This is a genomic window from Nocardioides segetis (assembly GCF_051390595.1).
In the GTDB taxonomy this organism is placed as follows: Bacteria; Actinomycetota; Actinomycetes; order Propionibacteriales; family Nocardioidaceae; genus Nocardioides.
The window spans coordinates 69448-93109 of record NZ_JBNINR010000012.1; the positions used below are offsets into that span (position 1 = coordinate 69448).

23 protein-coding genes are annotated in these 23662 nt (G+C 72.4%); 11 read left to right on the forward strand and 12 right to left on the reverse strand.

From position 1 onward, the window contains the following. Positions 1-28 precede the first annotated feature (28 nt). From ACPZVR_RS18820 to ACPZVR_RS18830, 3 genes are read left to right on the forward strand one after another with little or no spacing between them, the layout of a single operon-like run. Positions 29-1006 carry an ABC transporter substrate-binding protein gene (locus ACPZVR_RS18820; RefSeq protein WP_436701211.1) on the forward strand — a complete coding sequence of 326 codons (978 nt, stop codon included), beginning with the start codon at positions 29-31 and terminating at the stop codon, positions 1004-1006. After that, positions 1003-1785 (forward strand): ABC transporter ATP-binding protein, encoded by a 783-nt coding sequence (locus ACPZVR_RS18825; protein WP_436701212.1) that lies wholly within the window; start codon positions 1003-1005, stop codon positions 1783-1785. The genes ACPZVR_RS18820 and ACPZVR_RS18825 overlap by 4 nt, the downstream gene beginning before the upstream one ends. Further along, complete coding sequence (locus ACPZVR_RS18830) at positions 1782-2501, forward strand: class I SAM-dependent methyltransferase (RefSeq protein WP_436701213.1); 720 nt, start codon at positions 1782-1784, stop codon at positions 2499-2501. Before ACPZVR_RS18825 ends, ACPZVR_RS18830 begins: the two co-directional genes overlap by 4 nt. Before the next feature lie 4 nt (positions 2502-2505). Here the strand turns inward: ACPZVR_RS18830 and ACPZVR_RS18835 are convergent, their stop codons facing one another. Both ACPZVR_RS18835 and ACPZVR_RS18840 read right to left on the reverse strand, forming a co-directional pair. Beyond that, on the reverse strand, positions 2506-3696 hold the full coding sequence (locus ACPZVR_RS18835; protein ID WP_436701214.1) for a glycoside hydrolase family 43 protein: 1191 nt from the start codon (positions 3694-3696) through the stop codon (positions 2506-2508). A 50-nt stretch (positions 3697-3746) separates the two neighbouring features. Further along, entirely contained in the window at positions 3747-5453 is a 1707-nt protein-coding gene (locus ACPZVR_RS18840; RefSeq protein ID WP_436701215.1) for a hypothetical protein, read from the reverse strand. Between the two features lie 95 nt (positions 5454-5548). Here ACPZVR_RS18840 and folC point away from each other — a divergent pair, with 95 nt between their 5' ends. The 3 genes from folC to secA are packed head-to-tail and all read left to right on the forward strand — an operon-like array spanning position 5549 to position 10233. Continuing rightward, on the forward strand, positions 5549-6901 hold the full coding sequence (folC, locus tag ACPZVR_RS18845; RefSeq protein WP_436701216.1) for a bifunctional tetrahydrofolate synthase/dihydrofolate synthase: 1353 nt from the start codon (positions 5549-5551) through the stop codon (positions 6899-6901). Next, a complete protein-coding gene (locus ACPZVR_RS18850; protein ID WP_436701217.1) occupies positions 6898-7317 on the forward strand; it encodes a DUF4233 domain-containing protein in 420 nt (139 codons plus the stop codon). The genes folC and ACPZVR_RS18850 overlap by 4 nt, the downstream gene beginning before the upstream one ends. A 30-nt stretch (positions 7318-7347) precedes the next feature. Continuing rightward, the gene (gene secA / locus ACPZVR_RS18855; RefSeq protein WP_436701218.1) at positions 7348-10233 is read left to right on the forward strand and encodes a preprotein translocase subunit SecA; all 2886 of its coding nucleotides are present in this window, start codon (positions 7348-7350) and stop codon (positions 10231-10233) included. Here the strand turns inward: secA and ACPZVR_RS18860 are convergent, their stop codons facing one another. The 4 genes from ACPZVR_RS18860 to ACPZVR_RS18875 are packed head-to-tail and all read right to left on the reverse strand — an operon-like array spanning position 10234 to position 12011. Beyond that, the gene (locus ACPZVR_RS18860) at positions 10234-10431 is read right to left on the reverse strand and encodes a hypothetical protein (RefSeq protein ID WP_436701219.1); all 198 of its coding nucleotides are present in this window, start codon (positions 10429-10431) and stop codon (positions 10234-10236) included. It lies immediately after the preceding gene. Beyond that, on the reverse strand, positions 10428-10631 hold the full coding sequence (locus ACPZVR_RS18865) for a hypothetical protein (RefSeq protein ID WP_436701220.1): 204 nt from the start codon (positions 10629-10631) through the stop codon (positions 10428-10430). The genes ACPZVR_RS18860 and ACPZVR_RS18865 overlap by 4 nt, the downstream gene beginning before the upstream one ends. 36 nt (positions 10632-10667) lie before the next feature. Next, entirely contained in the window at positions 10668-11192 is a 525-nt protein-coding gene (locus tag ACPZVR_RS18870; protein ID WP_436701221.1) for an Rv3235 family protein, read from the reverse strand. A 30-nt stretch (positions 11193-11222) separates the two neighbouring features. Continuing rightward, entirely contained in the window at positions 11223-12011 is a 789-nt protein-coding gene (locus ACPZVR_RS18875) for a LysM peptidoglycan-binding domain-containing protein (RefSeq protein ID WP_436701222.1), read from the reverse strand. Between the two features lie 110 nt (positions 12012-12121). On the opposite strand from ACPZVR_RS18875, the gene ACPZVR_RS18880 reads away from it, so the two are divergent. After that, positions 12122-12658, forward strand: a complete 537-nt coding sequence (locus ACPZVR_RS18880) for a hypothetical protein (RefSeq protein WP_436701223.1) — start codon at positions 12122-12124, stop codon at positions 12656-12658. Positions 12659-12779: 121 nt separating this feature from the next. On the opposite strand, the gene ACPZVR_RS18885 is transcribed toward ACPZVR_RS18880, so the two are convergent. Genes ACPZVR_RS18885 through ACPZVR_RS18910 form a run of 6 tightly spaced genes read right to left on the reverse strand, consistent with a single transcriptional unit; the run spans position 12780 to position 18733 of the window. Then, positions 12780-13130, reverse strand: a complete 351-nt coding sequence (locus tag ACPZVR_RS18885; protein WP_436701224.1) for a sec-independent translocase — start codon at positions 13128-13130, stop codon at positions 12780-12782. A gap of 39 nt (positions 13131-13169) precedes the next feature. Beyond that, positions 13170-14315, reverse strand: a complete 1146-nt coding sequence (locus ACPZVR_RS18890) for an Mrp/NBP35 family ATP-binding protein (RefSeq protein ID WP_436701269.1) — start codon at positions 14313-14315, stop codon at positions 13170-13172. 50 nt (positions 14316-14365) lie between these two features. After that, positions 14366-14899 (reverse strand): DUF1003 domain-containing protein, encoded by a 534-nt coding sequence (locus ACPZVR_RS18895; protein ID WP_436701225.1) that lies wholly within the window; start codon positions 14897-14899, stop codon positions 14366-14368. Next, on the reverse strand, positions 14896-16155 hold the full coding sequence (locus tag ACPZVR_RS18900) for a magnesium transporter MgtE N-terminal domain-containing protein (protein WP_436701226.1): 1260 nt from the start codon (positions 16153-16155) through the stop codon (positions 14896-14898). Before ACPZVR_RS18900 ends, ACPZVR_RS18895 begins: the two co-directional genes overlap by 4 nt. A 26-nt stretch (positions 16156-16181) precedes the next feature. After that, complete coding sequence (locus ACPZVR_RS18905; protein ID WP_436701227.1) at positions 16182-17735, reverse strand: sulfatase family protein; 1554 nt, start codon at positions 17733-17735, stop codon at positions 16182-16184. After that, complete coding sequence (locus tag ACPZVR_RS18910) at positions 17732-18733, reverse strand: formylglycine-generating enzyme family protein (RefSeq protein ID WP_436701228.1); 1002 nt, start codon at positions 18731-18733, stop codon at positions 17732-17734. Before ACPZVR_RS18910 ends, ACPZVR_RS18905 begins: the two co-directional genes overlap by 4 nt. Positions 18734-18801: 68 nt before the next feature. On the opposite strand from ACPZVR_RS18910, the gene ACPZVR_RS18915 reads away from it, so the two are divergent. The 4 genes from ACPZVR_RS18915 (at position 18802) to ACPZVR_RS18930 (ending at position 23509) form a co-directional block, all read left to right on the forward strand. After that, positions 18802-19911 carry an endonuclease/exonuclease/phosphatase family protein gene (locus ACPZVR_RS18915; protein WP_436701229.1) on the forward strand — a complete coding sequence of 370 codons (1110 nt, stop codon included), beginning with the start codon at positions 18802-18804 and terminating at the stop codon, positions 19909-19911. A gap of 141 nt (positions 19912-20052) precedes the next feature. Next, positions 20053-21486, forward strand: a complete 1434-nt coding sequence (locus tag ACPZVR_RS18920) for a phospholipase D-like domain-containing protein (RefSeq protein ID WP_436701230.1) — start codon at positions 20053-20055, stop codon at positions 21484-21486. A gap of 11 nt (positions 21487-21497) precedes the next feature. Further along, positions 21498-22547: a hypothetical protein gene (locus ACPZVR_RS18925; protein ID WP_436701231.1), complete on the forward strand. Its 1050-nt coding sequence runs from the start codon at positions 21498-21500 to the stop codon at positions 22545-22547. Next, entirely contained in the window at positions 22544-23509 is a 966-nt protein-coding gene (locus tag ACPZVR_RS18930) for a glycosyltransferase family 2 protein (protein ID WP_436701232.1), read from the forward strand. The genes ACPZVR_RS18925 and ACPZVR_RS18930 overlap by 4 nt, the downstream gene beginning before the upstream one ends. Positions 23510-23662: the final 153 nt, after the last annotated feature.

A 23662-nucleotide genomic window follows, 5' to 3' on the forward strand; every position in this document is an offset into this window, starting at 1 on the left:
CCCCCCACCCGATCTCCCAGGAGAAGCCATGCGCCGCCCCCTCGCCGCCCTCACCGCGACCGCCTCCGTGCTCGCCGTGTCCGCCTGCGGCCTCAACGCGTCCGAGAAGTCCGCCGAGGGTGGGTCCGGTCCCTACCCGCTGACCGTCGAGAACTGCGGGGCCGAGGTCACCTTCGATGCCGCCCCCGAGAAGGTGGTGCTGCTCAAGAGCGCCGCGGTTCCCTATCTCGCCTCGCTCGGCGTGCTCGACCGGGTCACGGCCCGGGCCGGGGAGTACCCCCGCGACTACTACGACGACGCCACCTGGTCCGCGCTCGAGGACATCCCCGCCCTGACCGGCAAGACCGACACCTCGGGGCACCTGCTGGTCTCGAAGGAGGTCGTCATCGACCAGGAGCCCGACCTGGTGCTCGGCGAGGTGGACAACCTGGGCCGGGACACCCTCGGCGACGTCGGGATCCCGCTGATCGAGGAGCCCGCGATGTGTGCCGCCGGGCTCGACGAGCCCGGGTTCGACGACATCGTCGACCAGATGACGACCTACGGGCGGATCTTCGACCGGACCGACGAGGCCGCGGCGGCGGGCGCGCAGATCGAGGAGCGGGTGGCCGCCCTGACGGCCGAGCCGGACGCGCAGCGGCGTACCGCCGCCGTGCTGTACCCGACTGTCGGCGGTGGCGTCACCTACGCCTACGGCACCCGCAGCATGGCGCACCCGATCCTCGAAGCCGCCGGCCTCGAGAACGTCTTCGCCGACACCGACGAGCGGGTGTTCGAGGTGACGCCCGAGGAGCTGATCGGTCGCGACCCCGACGTGCTGATCCTGCTCCACAGTGCCGGCGACCCGGCCGAGGTCACCGCGGCGGTCACGTCGTTGCCCGGGGCGCAGAGCATCGCGGCGGTCCGCGACGACAACCTGATGCCCCTGCTCTTCAACTACGTCGAGCCGCCGACGCCCTTGGCGTTGGACGGTCTCGAGCAGGTCCGGACGAGGTTCGGCTCGTGATCGTCGCGGAGGACCTCCACTTCGGGTACGACGCGCGGCCGGTGCTGCGCGGGGTCCGGCTCGAGGCCCGGCCCGGCCGCGTCCTCGGTCTGCTCGGCCCCAACGGCAGCGGGAAGACCACGGCCCTGCGGATGCTCTACGGATCGCTGCGGCCCGCCCGGGGCCGGGTCACGATCGGCGGCCGGCCGCTGGCGACGCTGCGGCCGCGGGAGGTCGCGCAACGGATCGCCGTCGTGGTGCAGGAGTCCGACGCCGACACGATGCTCACGGTGCGCGAGATGGTCACCCTGGGCCGGCTGCCGCGCCTGGGCACCTTCCAGCGCACGGGCTCGGCGGACCGGGCCGCCATCGACGCCGCGCTCGCGCGGGTCGGGGCGGCTCATCTGGCCGGCCGGTCCTACGCCGAGCTGTCCGGTGGCGAGCGACAGCGCGTCCTCGTCGCCCGCGCCCTCGCCCAGGAGGCGGACTTCCTGCTGCTCGACGAGCCGACCAACCACCTCGACATCCGCTACCAGCACGAGGTGCTCAGCCTGGTCCGCGACGTGGCGACCAGCGCCGTCGTCGTCCTCCACGACCTCAATCTGGCGGCCCGCTACTGCGACGACCTGGTGCTGCTGGACCGGGGCCGGGTCGCCGCCGCGGGCACGCCGGACCTGGTCCTCGACCCGGACCTGCTCGAACGCGTCTACGGCATCGGCGTCACCCGCACCGAGGCCGCCGGACATCCCCAGCTGCTCTTCCACCCGCTCGCCGCCACCTCCGAGAGGCTCTCCGCATGACGACCCACCCGCTCCCGCAGGACAGCATCAACGCCTACTGGACCGGCCGCGCGCCGGAGTACGACGACTACCAGCAGCGTCCCGAGCGGCGCGACCACGACCGGGCGGCCTGGGCCGAGATCTTCGGTGCCGTGCTGCCGCCGGCGCCCGCGGAGGTCCTCGACCTCGGCACCGGCAGCGGGTACGTCGCGCTGCTGCTCGCCGGCCTCGGCCACGACGTGACGGCCACCGACCTGTCCGAGGGGATGCTGGCCCGCGCCCGGGAGCACGCGGCCCGTGCGGAGCGGGCCCCGCGGTTCCTCCAGGGTGACGCCGTCGCGCCCGACTTCGCCGACGCGTCGTTCGACGCGATCACCAACCGCTACCTGATGTGGACGTTGCGCGAGCCGGAGCGGGCCCTCGCGAACTGGCGCCGCGTGCTGCGCCCCGGCGGAGTGCTGGCGCTCGTCGACTCGACCTGGTTCCCCACCGGCCTGGACCGCGACACCTCCGCCGACTTCGTCGAGCTCTACGACGACGGTGTCCGGGCCCTGCTGCCCCTCGCCGCCGCGACCTCGATCGACGCGACCCGCGACGTGGTCGCCGCGGCCGGATTCGAGGACGTGAGCGTCACCCCGCTGCAGAGCATCCTCGAGCTGGACCGCCGCTTCGGCGTCGCCCCGGACCACGAGGTCCAGCTGCAGTTCCTCATCACGGCCCGGCGCGGCCGCGACTGACGGCTCACCCCGGGTCGACGACCTCGAGCGTGCCGTCGTCGCGCTGCCACAGGCCGGCGATGTGCAGCTGGCGCTGGCGGCCGACCTGGTCCCAGGCGTGGTAGACGAGCCGCAGGGACCCCTTGTGCACGAACGCGCTCGCCCCGCCGGGACCGAGGCGTCCGGTCGAGGCGGTCGCCAGCAGCGGCTCGCCGCCGTTCTGGCGCACGCACGGACCCTGGGGGCCCGCGCAGATCGCGTAGCCGGTCGCGTAGTCGGCACGCTCCCAGGAGTTGCCCGAGTAGAAGAGGTAGGTGACGCCGCGGAACTGCACCATGCTCGGGTTCTCGATGGTGTCGCCCTCCCATGGCCGGTCGAGGGTGAGCAGCTCCCGGGTCTGTGAGCCGTCGGCGAAGCCGGTCCCGTCGCGGTTGAGCTGGCGGATGAACAGCCCCGCGGGACGCCGGTTCACGATGCCCGAGAACTTCCACAGCAGCCACGCGACGCCCTGCTCGTCGACGAACACGTCGGGATCGATGACGCCGAGCTGCGCCTCGCCGTAGCAGAGCGGCTCGCCCACCGGCCGGAACGGACCCGCGGGCGACGGCCCGCGGGTGAGGCCGATGCAGTTGTGCCGCTGCCCGCCCTGGGTGCCGGCGGGCGCGGAGTACGCCGCCGTCCAGCCGTCGCCGACCTTGTCCACGCCGGGTGCCCACAGGTCGCGGCCGCCGTCGCGGCTGCGCACCCAGCCGGCCACCTCGATCGGGTCCACCCGTCCGCCGCCGGTGGTGGCCAGCGGTGTCCAGGTGACCAGATCCCGGGACGTGAGCGTCGGCAGCCGCAGGTGCGAGGTGTTGGTCGCGTAGGCGTACCAGCGGCCCCGATGCCGGACGATGTCCGGGTCCGCGAACACGCCGCGGTACGCCGCGCCCGGCTGCCACCGCGAGCTGCCGCCCGCGATCCGGACCGGCTCCGGCCGGCGCTGCGCGGGGAGCTCCTGGGCGAGCCGCTCGGCGAGCTGGGCGAGATCCTGCATCTCGCCGGCCAGCACGTCGCTCGGCAGCGCCGTCGGCAGCGCGCTCGGCTCCGGGATGAGCGGCGCCTCGGTGGCGGTGCGGTGAGCCTCGGGCGGGGACGCCTCGCCGGAGCCGCAGGCGGCCGCGAGCAGGGCGACGGCCACCAGCACGGCCGTGGCCGCGACGCCCCTGTTGCGCATGCCCGCCTCCTCCCGGGCGGCCACGATAGAGGACCGGGAGGGCGTGGTCCTCAGGGCCGGCCGAAGCGGACCGTCCGGGTCTGCGGCAGGTAGCCCGGCGCGGTCACGCGCACCCGTACCGCGACCGCCTTCCCGCGGAACGCCTTGCGGACCTTCAGTGCGCGACCGGTCGCGCCGTGCAGCGGCCGCCTGCCGGCGTACCACTGCAGGTCGACGCGGACCCCCAGCGCGACCGCCTCCGCGGACAGGACGGGGGAGGAGACCCGGACCCGCTTGCCGACCCGGGCCCTCGACCCGGCCTTCCGGGCCGGCCACGCCGCGACGGCTCCGGCCGGCAGGTCGGCCGGCGCCACGGGCGCGGTCTCGGCGGAACGGGCCACGCCGGGGCCGGTGAACCACGGCGTGCCGGGCCCGGCGTCGCCCGGTCGGGTCGTGGTCACCTCGACGCCGATCCGGGTGCCGACGTCCGCCGGGGTCACCCGGTACGTCGGCCCGGTCGCCCCCGTGATCGGCACGCCACCGCGCAGCCACCGGTAGGCGTGGGCGTAGGTCGCCACGGTGGGCCGCCAGAGGCCGGGCGACGCGGTCAGCAGGCCGCCGGTCGCCGCCGTGCCCGACACACTCGGCACGACGGCGCCGAACGGCGTGGTGTTGACGACCACGACCGGCGCCGACTCGATCGGTGCCCCGTCCCATGCGTGGAAGCCGTCGGGCACCGCCCGCACGGAGAGCTCGACCTCCCAGCCGTCGTCGAGGCCGTCCAGGACGAGCTCCGGTCCGGTCAGGCCGTCGACCACGACGCCGTTGCGGAGCCACTGCAGGACCGTCCCCGTCCCGGCGTCGCCCCACACGACGTCGGAGCGGGCCGTCAGGGTGCGCCCCCACTCGGGGCTGCCGCTGATCGTCACCCCGCCGCTGACGTGGGTCGTCGCGGTCTTGAGGGTGCGGGTCCCGAGATCGGTGTCCGCGTCGGCCGCCGACGGGATCGCCGTGAGCCCGACCGATCCGGCGCCGAACGCCACGCCGCCCGCCCCGGGCGTGGTCGCCGTGAGGCCCGAGTCGGCGAAGGAGAAGACGTAGTCGCTGCCGCCCGGCGCGACGAACCGCAGTGCGAGGCGGAGCCCGTTGGGCACCGTCGCGAGGTCGAAGGCGAAGGTGCCGCCCGCGGTCAGGGTCTGCGCCGGCACGCTGTCGAGGCGGTACCAGGTGCCGGGGAGGTTCCACGCCCCGTCGCTGGCCGCCCACAGCTCGACCCGCACGCCCGCCACGCTGCGCCCGGGCGCGGCGACCGCTCGGCCGGCGTACTCGTGGAGCGCGAACCCGGTCAGCAGGGGCGTCGTCCCCAGCGTCGTCGCCGCGCCGTCGGTGACCGTGATCGTGCCGGCGCCGGTGACCGTGCTGCCGCTGCACGAGCCCGCCGCGACGCCGGGGGAGGACCACCAGCGGTCCCGGCCGTGGCTGCACGGGTTCATGTCCGACCAGAACGTGCCGAACGCGACGTGATAGGTCCCCGCAGCCAGGCCGCTGAGGGCGAACCCGCCGTCGGGACCGACCCAGGTGCCGGCCCCGGCGGCGAACGCCGCCGGCTGGGCCGTCGTGCTCACGAACACCTGGACCCCGCGCACGTCGTACCCGGCCGGCACGGTGACGGTGCCGGTGATGGACCCGGTCCCCGCCGCCCGCGCCGGACCGGACAGGGCCGGAGCCGTCGCGGAGACCAGCACCAGGGCGAGCAGGACCAGCAGCGCACGTCGCATCCCGCCATCGTCGGCGGGCCGCGGCGTCCGCGGCGTCAGGGTGCACCCCCAACATTCCGGGCTCCGAGGCGACCGCCCCTAGACTCGGCCCCGCCATGAACGATCCCGACGCGCGCCCAGCCGAGACCTTCGCCGAGGCCGAGGACGCCCTCCTGTCCCGCTGGCCCGAGACCCGGCTGGAGCCCTCGCTCGACCGGATCCGCGCCTTCACCGAGCTGCTCGGCGACCCGCAGCGCGCCTACCGGTCGATCCACCTGACCGGCACCAACGGCAAGACCTCCACCTCCCGGATGATCGACGCGCTGCTGCGCTCCCTCGACCTGCGCACCGGGCGCTTCACCAGCCCCCATGTCGAGAAGATGAGCGAGCGGATCAGCGTCGACGGCGAACCGCTGGACGACGAGGCCTTCGTGCGGGCGTTCAACGACGTCGCGCCGTACACCCACCTCGTGGACCAGGCCGAGGCGCACCCGCTGAGCTTCTTCGAGACCGTCGTCGGGATGGCCTATGCCGCCTTCGCCGACGCCCCGGTCGACGTCGCCGTCGTCGAGGTCGGCATGGGCGGCTCCTGGGACGCCACCAACGTCATCGACGCCGACGTCGCCGTCGTGACGCCGATCGCCGTCGACCACGCCCACTACCTCGGGGACACGGCGGCGGAGATCGCGCGGGAGAAGGCCGGCATCATCAAGCCCGGCGCGACCGCCGTCCTCGCCCAGCAGACCGCCGACGTCGCGACCGTCCTCCTCGAGCGGATCGCCGAGGTCGGCGCCACCGTCGCGCGGGAAGGCCTCGAGTTCGGCGTCGTGACCCGCGCGCCGGCCGTGGGCGGCCAGGTCGTGACGCTCCAGGGTCTCCGCGGTCGCTACGACGACCTCTTCCTCCCGCTCTACGGCGCCCACCAGGCCCAGAACGCAGCGACCGCCCTCGCCGCGGCCGAGGCCTTCGTCGGCGGCGACGAGCCGCTGGGCGACGAGATCGTCCGCGGTGCCTTCGCCGAGATCACCTCGCCCGGCCGACTCGAGGTCGTCCGGCGCAGCCCCACGATCGTGCTCGACGCCGCGCACAACCCGCACGGCGCGGAGGCCACCGCGGCGGCGCTGGAGGACTCCTTCCAGTTCGATCCGCTCATCGGGGTGATCGGCGTGATGGGAGACAAGGACGCCGAGGGCCTCCTCGCGGCGTTCGAGCCCCACCTCGCGCACGTGGTGGTGACCCAGAACTCGACCGACCGTGCCCTGCCCGCCGACCGGCTCGCCGTCGTCGCCCGCGAGGTCTACGGCGACGACCGGGTCACCGTCGTCCCCCTGCTCGCCGACGCCATCGACGCGGCCGCCGCCCGGGCCGAGGCCGCGGGCAGCGACGCGCTCAGCTCGGGCGCGGTGCTGGTCACCGGCTCGGTCGTGACCGTCGGCGAGGCCCGTACGCTGCTGGGAGGCCGCAAGTGACCGACGAGAGCCCGCGCCCCGACGCACCCGTCGACCCCGAGCGCGAGAAGTCCCCGCGCCGCGGGATGTGCGCCGCGGTCCTCACCCTCGAGGCGATCGCGGTCGGCCTGTCCACCCCGGTGATGATCGGCATCTCCGACATCCGGCCCGCCGTCGCGCTGCCGCTCGGCCTCGGCCTGGCGGTGCTGTGCGTGCTCGTCGCGGGCATGCTGCGCCGCGAGTCGGCGTACGTCCTCGGCCATGCGCTGCAGGTCGGCGCCGTGGCGCTCGGCTTCCTCGCCCCGCTCATGTTCGTCGTCGGCGGCATCTTCGCCCTGCTCTGGGGGACCGCCTACGGCCTGGGACGCAAGATCGAGAACGAGCGGGCGGCCGCCTTCGAGGCCTACGACCGGGGCCGGGATTCCAATGGTTCGTGACCGTCTCCGGGCACTGGGTAGAGTGACCGCGTGCCAGTGATCATCGACAAGCTCCTCCGCATCGGAGAGGGCAAGATCCTCCGCCAGCTCGAGGGCATCGCGAAGGCCGTCAACGCCATCGAGGACGACTTCAAGGCGATGTCCGACGACGAGCTGCGGGGCATGACGGACGAGTTCCGCAAGCGCCTGGCCGAGGGCGAGGACCTCGACGACATCATGCCCGAGGCGTTCGCGACGGTCCGCGAGGCCGCGCGCCGCGTCATCGGGCAGCGCCACTTCGACGTCCAGATCATGGGTGGCGCCGCGCTGCACATGGGCAACATCGCCGAGATGAAGACCGGTGAGGGCAAGACCCTGGTCTCGACGCTGCCGGCGTACCTCAACGCCCTCGAGGGCAAGGGCGTCCACGTCGTCACGGTCAACGACTACCTCGCCAAGTTCCAGTCCGAGATGATGGGCCGCATCCACCACTTCCTCGGGCTCTCGGTGGGCGTGATCCTGCCGAGCATGCGTCCCGACGAGCGGCGCAAGGCCTACGCCTGCGACATCACCTACGGCACCAACAACGAGCTCGGCTTCGACTACCTGCGCGACAACATGGCCTCCTCGCTCGAGGAGTGCGTCCAGCGCGGCCACAACTTCGCCATCGTCGACGAGGTCGACTCGATCCTCATCGACGAGGCGCGGACCCCGCTGATCATCAGCGGTCCGACCCAGGACGAGGTCAAGTGGTACGCCGAGTTCGCCAAGATCGCGCAGAAGCTCACCAAGGACGTCGACTACGAGGTCGACGAGAAGAAGCGCACCATCTCGGTCCTCGAGGACGGCATCACCCGGGTCGAGGACCACCTCGGCATCGAGAACCTCTACGAGTCGGCCAACACCCCGCTCATCTCCTTCCTCCACAACGCCATCAAGGCCAAGGAGCTGTTCCGCAACGACAAGGAGTACGTCGTCATGGAGGGCGAGGTGCTCATCGTCGACGAGCACACCGGCCGCATGCTGGCGGGACGCCGCTACAACGACGGTCTCCACCAGGCCATCGAGGCCAAGGAGGGCGTGAAGGTCCGCGAGGAGTACCAGACCCTCGCCACCGTCACCCTGCAGAACTACTTCCGCCTCTACGAGAAGCTCTCCGGCATGACCGGTACGGCCATGACCGAGGCCTCCGAGTTCGACAAGATCTACAAGCTCGGCGTGGTCCCGATCCCGACCAACAAGCCGATGCAGCGCAAGGACCAGCCCGACCTCGTCTACCGCACCGAGGAGGCGAAGTACGACGCGGTGGTCGACGACATCGTCGAGCGCCACGAGAAGGGCCAGCCGGTCCTCGTCGGCACCGTCTCGGTCGAGAAGTCCGAGTACCTCCACCAGCAGCTCACCAAGCGCGGCATCCCCCACTCGGTCCTCAACGCGAAGGTCCACGCCGAGGAGGCGAAGATCGTCGCCCTCGCCGGCCACAAGGGCGCCGTCACCGTCGCGACCAACATGGCCGGCCGCGGCACCGACATCATGCTCGGCGGCTCGTATGAGTTCCTCGCCGACGCAGAGCTGCGCAAGCAGGGCCTCGAGCCCACCGGCGAGACCGCCGAGGAGTACGAGGCCGCCTGGCCCGCCACGGTCGAGCGGATGAAGAAGCAGGTCGAGGCCGAGCACGACGAGGTCAAGGAGCTCGGCGGCCTCTACGTCATCGGCACCGAGCGCCACGAGTCGCGCCGCATCGACAACCAGCTGCGCGGTCGCTCCGGCCGTCAGGGCGACCCCGGCGAGAGCCGCTTCTACCTGTCGCTGCAGGACGAGCTGATGCGACTGTTCAAGTCGGACTGGGTCGACCGGGTCCTGCTGATGCTGAAGATCCCCGACGACGTCCCGATCGAGAACAAGCGGGTCACCAACGCGATCGCCAACGCCCAGGGCCAGGTCGAGTCGCAGAACTTCGAGTCCCGCAAGAACGTCCTCAAGTACGACGACGTCATGGACCGCCAGCGCAAGGTCATCTACGGCGAGCGCCGCGAGGTCCTCGAGGGTGTCGACCTCGAGGAGCAGATCCGCACCTTCATCGACGACGTCGTCACCGGCTTCGTCAACGGCTCGCTCGACGAGTTCGCCGAGGAGTGGGACCTCGAGCAGCTGTGGACCGACCTCCGGCAGTTCTGGCCGGTCTCGGTCTCCTGGAAGGACCTGGCCGAGGAGGCCGGCAGCCAGGCCGCCATCGAGAAGTCGCACCTCATCGACGTCCTCAAGGCCGACGCCCACGCGGCGTACGACCGTCGCGAGGAGGAGGTCGGCGAGGAGGTCGCCCGCGAGCTCGAGCGCCGCGTGCTCCTCTCCGTGCTCGACCGCAAGTGGCGCGAGCACCTCTACGAGATGGACTACCTGCGCGAGGGCATCTACCTGCGCGCCTACTCGCAGCGCGACCCGCTGGTCGAGTACCAGCGCGAGGGCTTCGACATGTTCGCCGCCATGATGGACGGCATCAAGGAGGAGACCGTCGGCTTCCTCTTCAACCTCGAGGTCCAGGTCGAGGACGACGAGGAGGAGTTCCACTACCACGCCGACGGCACCCGGCACGCCGGCCCGATGCACGAGGGCGCGTTCGCCGAGCCCCCGGTCGGCGTCGGCGTGGGCGCCGGTGGCGAGGTCGACCTGGCGTCGATCTCCTCCGAGCTCAAGGCCCCCAAGGTCACCGCCAAGGGCCTCGACGCCCCCAAGCAGCCGCAGAACCTCACCTACTCCGCGCCCGACGAGACCGGGCACGAGGAGGTCCGCGGCACCGGCACCGTGTCGAACGCCGACAGCGAGTTCGGCGACGTCGGCCGCAACGCCCTGTGTCCCTGTGGCTCCGGCAAGAAGTACAAGCGCTGCCACGGTGCGCCGGGCGGGCCGTCGGGCCTGACCACCCGCGTCAACGGCTGATCAGCGGATCAGGCTGGGATCTTCGACGATGCTGATGTCGGCATCGTCGAAGGTCCGTCCCTCGTGCGCCGTCGCGAGGAAGGCACGGACCTGGTCCTCGGCCGTGGTGAGTGACGGCGTCTGCGTCACGCCTTCGCCGTCGATGTGCAGCTCCCAGCCGTGCTGCCACCGCCGGGCGGTCACCTGGTAGGTCGTCACTGCAGCCATCCCTCCGGAAGGCTCGACAGCCGTCGGATCGTGTCGCGGACGACGCCCGGCGAGATCTCACGGGTGTCGGCCAGCACCGGCTCGTGGTGTTCTCCGCAGTCGCATTCCCACACGTCGTGGTCGTCCTTGCCTTCGCGTTTGAACGAGACGCCGTTGGCCCTGAACGCCTTCAGGACGTCGCGCCGTTTCATTGCCTTGACGACGAGTCTAGGCCGCCCTCGGCCAGGTCACGAGAAGTCGAGCGCGGTGCAGACCCAGCGCTGGTCGCGGCGCTCGAACCGAGCGGCGACGGCACGGGAGCGCTCGCCGTGCCGGACGTGCACGCCGCACTCGACGATCGCCTCGCTGAGGAAGCAGGCGTGCACGCTCTGCACCCGCGGCCGGACGGGCTGAACCCGCGCCAGACCCGGTTGGTGACCGCCGGCACGGGCGACGAGGAGGGCCCGGCGGTGAAGGTCGGCGTACACGTCGCGGGTGGTCCAGCGGACCAGCTGGGACACCGGACGGTCGCCGCCCACGATCTCGACGGCCGCCTGCACGAACCGATGGGTCCACTCCTCGATCGCGTGCCGCAGCCGCTGGTCGATCGGCACGACCACCGCGCCGGGCCGCGTGGGGGGCCGCGACGCGGCCCGGTCGCCTGAGCTCGGCGGGGACTGGCGCGGCAGCAGGGCGAGGGCGAGCGTGCCCTGGGTGGGACTGACGGGGACGGCCAGCCGGAGGCCGACCAGCTGGTGCGGGGCTGCGGACATGGTTCCTCCTGGGTGGGCTGGTCGGCGGGGTCAGCCGGGCGGTAGCCGGAGCGACTGGCCGGGACGGATCAGGTCGGGGTCGGGGGCGAGGCTGGCGGCGTTGAGCGCCTGCAGACGCACCCAGTACGACGCCACGTCGCTCTGCGACGCTTCCGGCCCGAGCTGTCGGGCCGCGATGGACCACAGGGAGTCGCCGGGTCGGACCACGACGATCGTGGGTGCGGCGTACTGCGGGTCGGCACCGTGGGGGTCGACACCGTGGGGGTCGACACCGTGGGGGGCGGCACCGCGGGGGCCGGCACTGCGGGGGTCGGCACTGCGCGGGGCGGCTCGGCCGAGAGGCCGGTCGGGCAGCGGCAGCCCGTCGAGCCTCGCCGGACCGGCGGGCGTGCGGGGACCGGCGGGCACGTCGGGCCCGGTGGGGATGTCAGCGGAGCTGGCGGCGGCCGGTGCGGTGCCCGCGAGAACGGCCACCCCGCAGGCGGCGAGGAGCAGTCGGCGGACCGACCCGACCGGACGTCGCGATGGCCGGCCGCCGGTGCGCAGCACGCCGCCCACGACGTCGGTCACGGTGATCCACAGCGCGGCGACGGCCACCAGGACCACCACGGCGCACGCCTCGACGAGGAGGTCGGCGAAGCCGGTGCCGCGGCCCTCGGGCCCACCGCCCCGCCCGGCGACGCCGCTCGTGAACAGGGGGACGACCAGGCGGCGGGCCGGCGGCAGGGCGAGCGTGGCGAGACCCGCCAGCGCGGTGGTGGCGATGAGCCAGAGCAGGGCGGCGCGGATCCGCACCCGGCCGGCAGCGGCGAGTTCCATCCCGAGAGAACCTTTGCGTTTGCTTCCGTTTGATTCAGGATGAAGTGGTTCGATGCCCTTGTCAACCGTTCGTTGCCGGCCTGTGGACGGCGCCGTGCGAGGGTGGTGCCATGGGCTGGGAGGACGAGCTGTTCGCGCTCTTCGACGATCTCGAGCACCAGGCCAGCGCCCTCTTCGGCGCGGAGCGCGACCTCGAGGTGGCCGACCGCAGCCGGGCGGAGTATCAGCAGGTCGGCCTCGCCGGCCGGCTGATGGCGAGCGTGGGCGCGGAGGCGACACTGGGCGTCGTCGGCGTCGGTGCCCTGACCGGCACCATCGAGCGGGTCGCCGACGGCTGGCTGCTCCTCACGTCCGGTGACCACGACTGGGTCGTCGCCGTCGCCGCGCTCGCCACCGTCGAAGGCGCATCCGCTCGCTCGGTGCCCGCCGTCGCCTGGTCGCCGTTCACCCGCCTCGGCCTCGGCTCCGCCCTGCGCCGCATCGCCGAGGCGCGCGAGCCCTGCCTGCTCCACCTGCGCGACGGGACACGCCACGACGGCATCCTGGGTCGGGTCGGCGCGGACTTCTGCGAACTGATGCAGGGCGAGGGGCGGCGCCAGCTGCTCGTCGCGTTCAGCGCGCTCGCGGCGGCACAGTCACACCGCTGACGCCGGTCGCCAGGAGCCCCGATTTACACCGCCGATTGGGCAGAGACTGCATGCTCCGGCGTCGAATTCGCACGGATTGGTCCCAAACCGCGAGATCTACTGACGCGTCATTCCGCAGGAATCAGGTCGCATCCAGGTCGTACGGCGGCCGCTCGCCCGGCTCCAGCGGCCGCACGGAGACGTCGTCGTCTCCCGTGCCGCGGATCGTGTCCTCGAGCTCGTCGAGCTCCGCCATCGCCTCGGCGATGTGCTTGCGGACGATCGCGCGCGGGTCGAGGTCGGAGAGCTCGAGGTCGGCGTACTCCGGGCCCAGCTCCGAGCGCAGCTCGTCACGCGCGTTGTTCGCGAACCGGCGCAGGTCTCGGATCAGCCGGCCGGCCTGGCGGGCCAGCTCGGGGAGCTTGTCGGGGCCGAAGACGAGCACGGCGAGGAAGGCGATGAGCGCGAGCTCGCCGAAACCGATACCGAACACCCGCCAGCCCCTTCCTGCGTGCGTCGCGAAGCGTGCGGGTCAGAACTTACTGGTCGGCGTGAGTCCCAGCTGCATGCCGGCCAGCCCGCGGCCCCGGCCGTCGAGGCGGTCGGCGATCGCCTGCAGCGCGGCGGCGGCGGGTGCGGTGGGGTCGGCCTCGACGATCGGCTTGCCGGCGTCGCCGCCCTCACGCAGTGCGATGTCGAGCGGGATCCGGCCGAGGACGGGCACGTCGTAGCCGAAGCGCTGTGACAGCGTCTCGGCGACCCGATCGCCGCCGCCGGTGCCGAAGATGTCGAGCCGGTGGTCCTTGCCCTCGGCGGTGCAGTGCGGGCAGGGGAGGTAGCTCATGTTCTCGACGACGCCCACGACGCGCTGGTGCATCATCGAGGCCATCGTGCCGGCCCGCTCCGCGACCTCGGTGGCCGCCTCCTGGGGGGTGGTCACCACGACCACCTCGGCGCCGGGGAGGTGCTGGCCGAGCGAGATGGCGATGTCGCCGGTGCCCGGCGGCAGGTCGAGGAGCAGGACGTCCAGGTCGCCCCAGTAGACGTCGGCGAGCATCTGCACGAGCGCGCGGTCGAGCATCGGCCCGCGCCAGGCGACGACCTGGTCGCGGCGCGGCTTGAGCATGCCGATCGAGATGACCGAGACGCCCGAGGGCGTGGGGACCGGCATGATCAGGTCGTCGACCTGGGTGGGGTGGGAGTCGGCGACGCCGAGGATGGCCGGGATCGAGTGCCCGTAGATGTCGGCGTCGACGAGGCCGACCTTGCGGCCCGCCTTGGCCAGCGCGAGGGCCAGGTTGGCCGTGACCGACGACTTGCCGACGCCGCCCTTGCCGGAGGCGATGGCGTAGACCTTGGTGAGCGAGCCGGGCTGCGCGAACGGGATCTCCCGCTGGGCCTGGCCGCCGCGGAGCGTCTCGTGCAGGCCGGAGCGCTGTTCGGCGCTCATCACGCCGAGCTCGACCTCGACGCCGGTCACGCCCGGGAGCGCGGCCACGGCAGCGGTCACGTCGCGGTTGATGGTGTCCTTGAGCGGGCAGCCCGCCACGGTCAGCAGCGCCTTGACGGTCACCACCGAGCCGCCGTCGCCCGGGGCGACCTCGACGCCCTCCACCATGCCGAGCTCCGTGATCGGGCGCTTGATCTCGGGGTCGTTGACCTTGCTGAGCGCGGCCATGACCTGCTCGACGGACGGGGACTGCGTCGTACTGCTCACAACCCCTGAGTCTACGGAGCGCCCGCAGGGTCCTCGTCGGCGCCGTCCCCGTGAGACGGAGCACGCTCCTCGAGGTCGGACAGCAGGTTGCGCAGCTCGGAGCGCAGGAAGTCGCGCGTGGCGACCTCGCCGACGGCCATGCGCAGCGACGCGACCTCGCGGGCGAGGAACTCCATGTCGGCGTGTGCCCGGGCGTCGGCCTGGCGGTCCTGCTCCGCGATCACCCGGTCGCGGGCCTCCTGGCGGTTCTGGGCGAGCAGGATCAGGGGCGCGGCGTACGACGCCTGCAGGCTCAGCATCAGGGTCAGGAAGATGAACGGGTAGTCGTCGAAGCGCAGGTCCGCGGGTGCGAGCAGGTTCCAGCAGATCCAGCCGACGACGAACAGCGTCATGTAGATGAGGAAGGTCGCCGTGCCCATGAACCGGGCGAACTGCTCGGCGAAGACCCCGAAGGCGTCGGCGTTGTACGACGGCCGACGGACCAACTGCCGTCGCTCGTCGCGTGGGGTGTCGAGCCGCTCCCGGGTCCGGCGGGTGTCGCTCACGAGGCGCCCCTGCCGCGCTCGCGGGCGCGCTCGCGCCAGTTGGCCGGCAGCATGTGGTCGAGCAGGTCGTCGACGGTGACGGCCCCGAGCAGGCGACGGTCCTCGTCGACGACGGGCGCCGCGACCAGGTTGTACGTCGCGAGGTGGGCCGCGACCTCGTCGATGGCGGCCTCGGGGCGCAGCCACTCCATCGAGTCGTCGAGGGCGCCGGCCACGAGCGTCGAGGGCGGCTCGCGGAGCAGCCGTTGGATGTGCGCGACACCGAGCAGCTTGCCGGTCGGCGTCTCCAGCGGCGGCCGGCAGACGTAGACGAGGGCGGCCAGGGCCGGCGTGAGCTCGGGGTTGCGGACGTGGGCGAGCGCGTCGGCGATGGTGGCGTCCGGGCCGAGGATCACCGGCTCGGAGGTCATCATGGCGCCGGCGGTGTTCTCGACGTACGACATCAGCCGCCGCACGTCCTCGGCCTCCTCGGGCTCCATCAGCTCGAGCAGGACCTCGGCGGTCTCCGGCGGCAGGTCGCGGACGAGGTCGGCCGCGTCGTCGGGTGACATCTCCTCCAGCACGTCCGCGGCCCGCTCGGAGTCGAGGCCCTTGAGGATCTCGACCTGGTCGTCCTCCGGCAGCTCCTCGAGGACGTCGGCGAGCCGCTCGTCGTCGAGCGCCAGTGCCACGGCGGTGCGCCGCTCGGGCGGGAGGTCGTGGAGGATGCTCGCCGCGTCGGCGGGGCGCATCTCGTTGAGGGCGGCGACGAGGTGGGTGGCGCCCTGCCGGTCGTCGCTGCGGGTGAGGCCGACGACGTCGCGCCACTCCACGATGTGGGTCTGCCCGCGCCGGCGGAAGCCCTTGGACGGCTCGCGGACGGCGACCCGGCTCAGCACCCAGTCCCGGGTCCGGGCCGGCTCCATGGCGACGTCGTAGACGGTGCCGGTGACGCCGCTGTCGCGGATCGTCACGGTGCGGTCGAGCATCTGCCCGATCACGAGGGTCTCGGTGGTGCGCTGCTCGAAGCGGCGCATGTTGAGCAGGCCGGTGGTGTAGACGTGGCCGCTGTCGATATTGGTCACCCGGGTCATCGGCACGAAGATCCGCCGCCGACCGAACACCTCGGCCACCATGCCGAGCACCCGCGGCTGGGTCCCCTCGGTGCGCATCGTGACGACCAGGTCGCGGACCTTCCCGACCTGGTCGCCCTGAGGGTCGAAGATCGGGAGCCCGACCAGCCTGGCCGCGAACACGCGGGTAGGGGTGGTGCTCACGGCACGAACGCTACCGCCCTGCGTGGCTACTTCATGAACGTCCGCGGGCACGTCGCCCCGGCACAGTCACGGGTCTCCAGCCACAGCCCGCGCAGCTCCTTGCGCATGGCTTGGTAGCGAGGGTCGCGGTACAGGTTGGAGAGCTGGAACGGGTCGTTCTTCGCGTAGTACATCTCGCCGCGACCCTTGCGTCCGCGGACATAGGTCCACGGCCCGACCATCACACCGGTGTAGAGCGGCTCGAGGCCGCCCTTGACGGGCCATCCGGCGATCGGGATGACGCGGCGCGTGGCATCGCTGTCGAGCCAGGGCATCACGTCGACGCCGTCGGCGTCCCGGTCCAGGGTGGTGCCGGCGAGAGCGGCGAAGGTCGGCGCCCAGTCGGCGTTGGTGACCGGCGCCTGGGTGGTGGTCCCGGCCGGCAGTCCCGGGCCCCGGATGATCATCGGGATGCCGATGCTGTCGCGGAAGTACCAGAGCTTCCCGTTGAGGTTGTGCTCGCCGGTCATGAAGCCGTTGTCGGAGGTCACCACGACATAGGTGTTGTCGAGCTGTCCGGTGTCCTCGAGCGTCTTGACGGTGCGGGCGATCGCCCGGTCGACGGCCTGCAGCGCCTCGACCCGCTGCTGCCGCTCCTCGCGCAGTCCGGCCCGGCGCTCGTCGGAGACCTTCTGCCGGGCGGCCCGGATCAGGGCCTTGTCGCTCGGGTCCTCCTCGAACATCTCGGGAGTCGTGTCGAGGTCGAGGTCCTCGAAGGTGTTGCGGTCCTCCTTGGCCGGGACCGTGGTCGAGATGCCCTCGGGGTCGTCGTCCTCGATCGGGCTGCCGTGGTGCGGGGCGACGTAGTTGACCCAGAGGTACCACGGGTCGTCGCTGTCGGCCCGCTCCTCGATCAGGTCGTTGGACTGGTCGCTGAGGAGCGTCGTGGAGTAGGTGTCGTAGCGCTCGATGCTCCCGTCGACGAGCAGCTGCGGGTGCTCGAAGTCGTAGGTCGCGAAGTCGACGGTCGGGCGCCACACGGTCCAGCCCGGCGGCTGGTGGTCGACCTCGTGGCGGGTGTAGCCGTTGAGGTACTTGCCGACCATCATCGTGTCGTAGCCGGCGTCCTGCAGGCTGCCCGGCAGCGTGTCGGCGTCCTCGAACGCCGGATAGCCGCCGCCCTCGCCGCCGACGGTGACCGCGCCGTGGTTGTGGGCGTACTGCCCGGTCAGCAGGGAGGCGCGGGCCGGCACGCAGATCGGGGTCGGTGCGATCCCGTTGGCGATCGTGACGCCCTGGTCGGCGACGACCTCCTGCAGGTGCGGCATGAACGCGATGTCCTTGAGCGCCGCGTCGTCCATCGTGATCATCAGCAGGTTGGGCCGCTCCGGCGAGGCCACCGGTGCCGGTGTGGCCTCGGGTCCGAGGACGGTGTCGTCCTTCGTCGGCGCCGCGACGTCGGCCTGCTCGCCGGGCGGCTGGTACTTCACCACCGGCGGGCGTTCGGTGGACGCGCCGTCACCGCCGCCGGAGCAGGCGGCGAGCACACTCGCGCTGAGGACGGCGGCGGTGGCCAGACGGAGGCGTCCGGGGCGGCTCACGCGTGGGTCTCCTTCGTGGTGGTGCGGACGGTCGTGCTGGTGACGTCGGCCGCGCAGCGGAAGCCGAGGTTCGACGCGCTGGAGTCCGGCGGCGCCGCCGAACGGGCGGCCACCCGGTACCGGTTGCAGTACGAGTCGTGACACAGGAAGGAGCCCCCGCGCATCACGCGGACGGTACCAGAGGCGGGCCCGCGCGGATCGTGGCGCGCTCTCGCGCCGTAGGCAGCGGGGTCGAACCAGTCCGAGCACCACTCCCAGACGTTGCCGACCATCTGGTGCAGGCCGTAGCCGTTCGGCTCGTACGCCGTCACGGGGGCCGTCGTGGTCCAGCCGTCCTCGGCGGTGTTGGTGCCCGGGAAGCTGCCCTGGAAGATGTTGACCCGCCAGCGCTCGCCGTCCATCAGGTCGTCGCCCCACGGGTAGCGCCGCGCGGTCAGGCCGCCCCGGGCGGCGTACTCCCACTCGGCCTCGGTGGGCAGTCGCCGGCCGGCCCAGCGGGCGAAGGCGAGGGCGTCGTCGTGGGAGACGTGGACGACGGGATGCTCCGCCCGCTCCTCGATGTCGGAGCGGGGGCCCTCGGGGTGTCGCCAGTCCGCGCCGCGCACGCCGACCCACCACGGGGTGGCGGGGGAGCGGCCGAGCACGTCGGCGACACTCGCCGCGACGTCGGTGTGGAAGACGGCCGAGTAGCCCTCGGTCTCCGCCGTGGTCCGGTGCCCGGTCGCGTCGACGAACGCGGCGAAGGCCCGGTTGGTCACGGTGGTCGTGCCGAGCCGGAAGGCGGTCAGCTCGACCTCGTGCACCGGCCCCTCGCCGTCGCCCGCATAGCCGTCGCCGAAGTGGTCGCCGAGGGCGGCGCTGCCGGCCGGGATCGTGGCCAGCGGCGTCGGGTCGGCGCCGCGGGCGCCCGGGTCCGGCGTACCGTCCGCGGTGCCGGCGCCCACCCCCGTCGAGGAGCCGGGGCCGGCGGGGACGCAACAGGGACGCTGATCGGTCATCGCCGCCCAGTCTGCCCCAGCAGGCGAAGCGGTCCGGAGAGGCGGGGTCGTCGTTTACCATTCCGGACGTGGAGGAGCAGGAGACCCGGCGCGGGCGCGCGGGCAGGCGCCAGGGCCTCGGCGTCTCCTCGCTCGACATGGTCGTCACGCTCGTGGCCGTCGTGGTCGTCGTGGCGGGTCTCAGCGTCTCCTTGATCTTCCCGCCGGACGCGCCCGAGGCTCCCGTCGCCGACGAGGGCCGGCGCGCGCCGGCGGCCGCGATCCCGTCTCCCGCCGTGGCCGACCCGGTCGTCCCCGAGGGGGGCGAGGTCGTGGTGCCGCCGCTGGCGATGGAGGCCGAGCGCCAGTCCGCCCAGCTCGTGTGCCAGGCGCTGATCGGCACCACGGAGCTCACCGCGCTGGCCTACAACATCAAGTCGGCCCGGGCCGGCAGCCTCGACCGGCTGCTCGGGGTGATGCAGCGCTCCGGCGCCGACGTGATCCTGCTCCAGGAGGTCGACAACCGTCGGCGCAGCACCGGCAGCGTCGACCAGGCCGCGTGGTTCGCCGAGCGTCTCGGCGGGTGGCACTCCGCCTTCGGGCGCAATGTCACCTTCGGTGACGGGCTCTACGGCACCGCGATCGTGTCGAAGTACCCGATCCTGTCCTCGGTGAACACGCCCCTGCCCAACATCGGCCGGGCCCAGCCGCGAGGTCTCCTGCATGCCGTGATCGACGTCGAGGGCGTGGAGGTGAGTCTCTACAGCACCCACCTCGACAACACCTCGGCCAACATCCGCACCCAGCAGGCCAGCCGGATCTCCAGCATGCTGGCCGCCGACCCGCGCCCCAAGATCCTCGGCGGCGACATGAACACCTGGCCCGGCTCCGGCCCGGAGCAGATCCTCACCTCGCGGCTCGACGACTCCTTCGTCGACGCGGGCAGCGGCAGCGGGCCCACCCACCCGGCGAGCCGTCCGCGCACCCGCATCGACTACCTCCTCTACGGCGGTCCCGACCTCACGCCCACCAGCTCGGTCGTGATGTCCGAGGGCGGCTCCGACCACCTCCCCGTCCGCTCGGTGTTCACGCTCGGGGGGATCAAGACCGAGAAGTGCAGCGACGGCGCTGCGTCCAAGAAGTCGAAGAAGGGTGGGGGCGATCAGCCCACCCAGGAGAACACCGCCACGCCGGAGTAGGAGCTCCGTCCAGCCGGTTTTCGGCCCATCCAGGCGGGTATAGTGCCCGCGTCAAAGGGTCGAGACCGCCTGCGCGCCCACCAGGGAGCGCCCGTTCGGAACCCGGTCAATTCTCGGGTGGAGTGGGTAGGAGTCAGGGACGTGACGAATGTGTGGGGGAGCCGGTCGGCTGCGGGACGGACCCGGACGGTGGTGGCGACGCTCGTCGCCCCGCTGCTCGCGGCCGGGCTGCTGGCCACCGGGCCGGCCGGGGTGACCCGAGCCGACGCCGCGCCGGTCGCCGCGCCCGCGACCACCGCGACCACCGAGACCCCGGCCACGCCGGCGGCGCGGAAGGCGGCGCGCAACAAGCCCAACCCGGAGTCCGTCGTCAAGCCCGGCATCACCTTCAACCACCCGTTCCGCAAGAGCAAGCGGGCCGCGATCCACCGCAAGATCGTCAAGACGCTCAAGAACGTCGAGGCGGGCCAGACCGTCCGCATCATGACGTGGAACTTCGACTCGCCCTACCTCGCGAGCAAGGTCATCGCGGCGCACAAGCGCGGCGTCTCGGTGCAGGTCATCATGGCGCGCGGCCTCGCCCGCGAGCAGGGGATGCACCGGTCCTACGGCGTCCTCCTGCGGGCGCTGAAGAAGGGCAACGCCGACCGGCCCAAGGAGCTGCGCAGCTGGATCCGCACCTGCAGCGCCACCTGTCGGGGCAAGGGCGGCGCGATGCACAACAAGATGATGCTCGTCAGCAGGTCCGGCGCGACCAACTGGATCGTGATGCAGGGCTCGGGCAACTTCACCGGCGCGGCGGCCGTCCAGCAGTTCAACGACTGGACCACGACCACCGAGAACCAGGCGCTCTACGACGGCTGGATGACGATGTGGAACCAGGCCAAGAAGGACAAGAACTTCCCGGCCCTGCAGTTCACCGTCCCCAGCACGACCATCCCCGGCGCCAACATCACCACGATGTTCGCCCCCCACCGCGACCAGGTCGACCCGCCGCTGCGGATCCTCAACAAGGTGCAGTGCAACGGCGCCAACACGGCCAACGGCCGCACCAAGGTGCGCGTCGCCAACGCCGTGTGGGGCGACGAGCGCGGCGCGCGCATCGCGCGCAAGGTGCGCGAGCTGCACTTCCAGGGCTGCGACGTCCGCGTCGTCTTCATGATGATGTCGGGCAACATCCGCAGCATCCTCGCGCCGGTCCCGGCGAAGCAGATGGTCTACATCACCGGCGAGACCGCCAACAAGTTCAAGGACCGCTACGTCCACCTCAAGGGCCTCTCGGTCGAGGGCAACCTCGACGGCAACCCCGGTGCGAGCGCCGTGCTCTCCAGCAGCGAGAACTGGACCCAGCTCGGTTGGTTCTCCGACGAGCACGACATCATCTTCTGGGACGACGCCGCGATGGCCGCGAAGTACGCCGGCTGGGTCGACATGATCTACAACACCGCGCCGCGCACGCTCGCCAACTACGTCAACTCGGCCGACCCCGACCCGAAGGTCCGGATCAAGCCGGGCAGTGAGTACCTCGGTCCGAAGGACTACCCGTTCCACGAACTCGAGGCCGAGCTCTCCTAGGACACGACCTCATGGCGCAACGGGTGGTGCTGCACGTCGGCACCATGAAGTCCGGGACCAGCTTCCTGCAGAACGTGCTCGGCGAGAACAAGGCGCTGCTGGCCGAGCGGGGCGTGCTCTTCCCCGGCCGGCGGTGGCGACGCCAGGTGCGAGCCGTGAAGGAGCTGATCGCCCACGGCGGCCCCGGTCAGCCGCCGATGCCGGCCGACGGTCCGTGGCAGCAGCTGGTCGACGAGATCCGGGCCTGGCCGGGCACGGCCGTGGTGTCCATGGAGTACCTCGCTCCCCGGGACGAGGCGCAGATCCAGCGGATCCGCAAGACCTTCCCGGAGAGCCGGGTCGAGGCGGTCGTCACCTGCCGCGACCTCGGCCGCAACGTGCCCGCGATGTGGCTGGAGTCGGTGCAGAACGGCGGCACGACGGCGTGGCCGGACTTCGTGGCCGCGCTCGGCGACCGCAGGGACGAGTCGGGCGTGGCGAACCGGTTCTGGCGACACCAGGACGTGCCGGCGATCGCGGGGCGCTGGGCGAAGGGCCTGCAGAGGGGCGCCGTCAGCCTCGTCACGGTGCCGCCGCCCGGTGCGCCGGAGGACCTGCTGTGGAGGCGGTTCGCCGAGGTGCTGGGGATCAGCCCCGACGGCATCCGGCTCGACGTCCGCAGCAACCCGAGCATCGACCTGCCGAGCGCGCTGCTGCTGCTCGAGCTCAACCGGCACCTGCGTCCCGACGGCCGGGGCGACCTGCCGGACTTCTACGACCGGCAGGTCAAGCACCAGCTGGCCAAGCGCGGCCTGTCGCTGCGCAGCGGCGGCGGCCAGCGGCTGGGGTACGACGACGCGTGGGTCCGCGCCAAGGGCGACGATCAGGTCACCCGGCTGCGCAAGGGCAAGCACCGCGTCGTCGGCGATCTCGACGACCTCCGGCCGCGGCCGGTGCCGGGGCTCCAGCCCGCCGACCTGCCGACCGAGGACGTGCTGCGCGCCGCGATCGACGCGCTGGGCATCGCGCTGGACCGGTGGGCGCGCGTGCGCGCCGGGCAGGACGAGGGAGACTCCGAATGAGGTGGCCAGGTCGTCGCGAGCAGGGTGCCGGCCCCGGGCCCGCGGCCGCGCCGGCCACGGCGCGCCCGTCGGGGGACGGGCTGCCCCGGATCGCGGTCATCACGATGAGCCGCGACAGCGGTCCGGTGCTCCGGCACTGGGTCGAGCACTACCGCCGCCAGGTCGGACCCGACGACGTCTTCGTCATCGACGACCACAGTGTCGACGGGTCGACCGACGACCTGCCCTGCACCGTGCTGCGGCTGCCGTACCTCGACAAGTTCCCCTTCGAGCCCTCGCGGATGGGCATCCTCAGCGGGCTGGCGTCGTCGCTGCTCTTCGCCTACGACGCGGTGCTGCTCGCGGACGCGGACGAGTTCGTCGTCGCGGACCCGGCGAAGCACGAGACGCTGCGCCACTTCGCCGCGGCGCGCGCGGGCAACGACGTGGCCGGGGTGCTCGGCTACAACGTGATCCACCGGGTCGGCATCGAGCCGCCCCTCGACTTCGACGCGCCCTCGCTGCTGCGACAGCGTGCCTACGCCCGGTTCACGCCGCTGATGTGCAAGCCGGCGCTCAAGTGGGTCGACGCTCCCTGGGCGCACGCCTCCCACGGCATCCGGCACCCGTTCGCGCCGGACCCGGAGCTGTTCATGTTCCACCTCAAGTTCGCCGACGTCGGCCAGCTCGAGCTGCTCGCCGAGCACCGCCACCAGGCGGCGGTCGTCGAGGGCCGCGCCGTGAAGTCGAGCTGGAGCCGGCCCACCGACGAGATCGTCGAGGCGCTGCGGACCGCCGCCGCCCAGGTCGAGCAGGCCGAGGCCGACGGCGAGCTGGGTCGGTTCCGGCCCGGCCCGAAGAAGCTCGCGTCCATCGTGCAGCACGAGGGCGGCCTGTGGCGGGCCACCGGCGCCGGGCAGCATCTCGCCCTGGTCCGCCCGCCGTACGTCCGGATCCCCGACGAGCTCCGTCACGCGTTCTGAGTTCTTTGGGCCGAGCGTGTCGGATATCGACCTCGCCGCCCGGTCCTCGCTGCGCTCGGACCGCGGGCGTCGGTCGATGCGGCTGCGCCGCCGTCCGCCACGCTGCCGGCCGCGCGGTCGCGTCCGGTGGTTCCCGGCCTCGCATGGCGACCA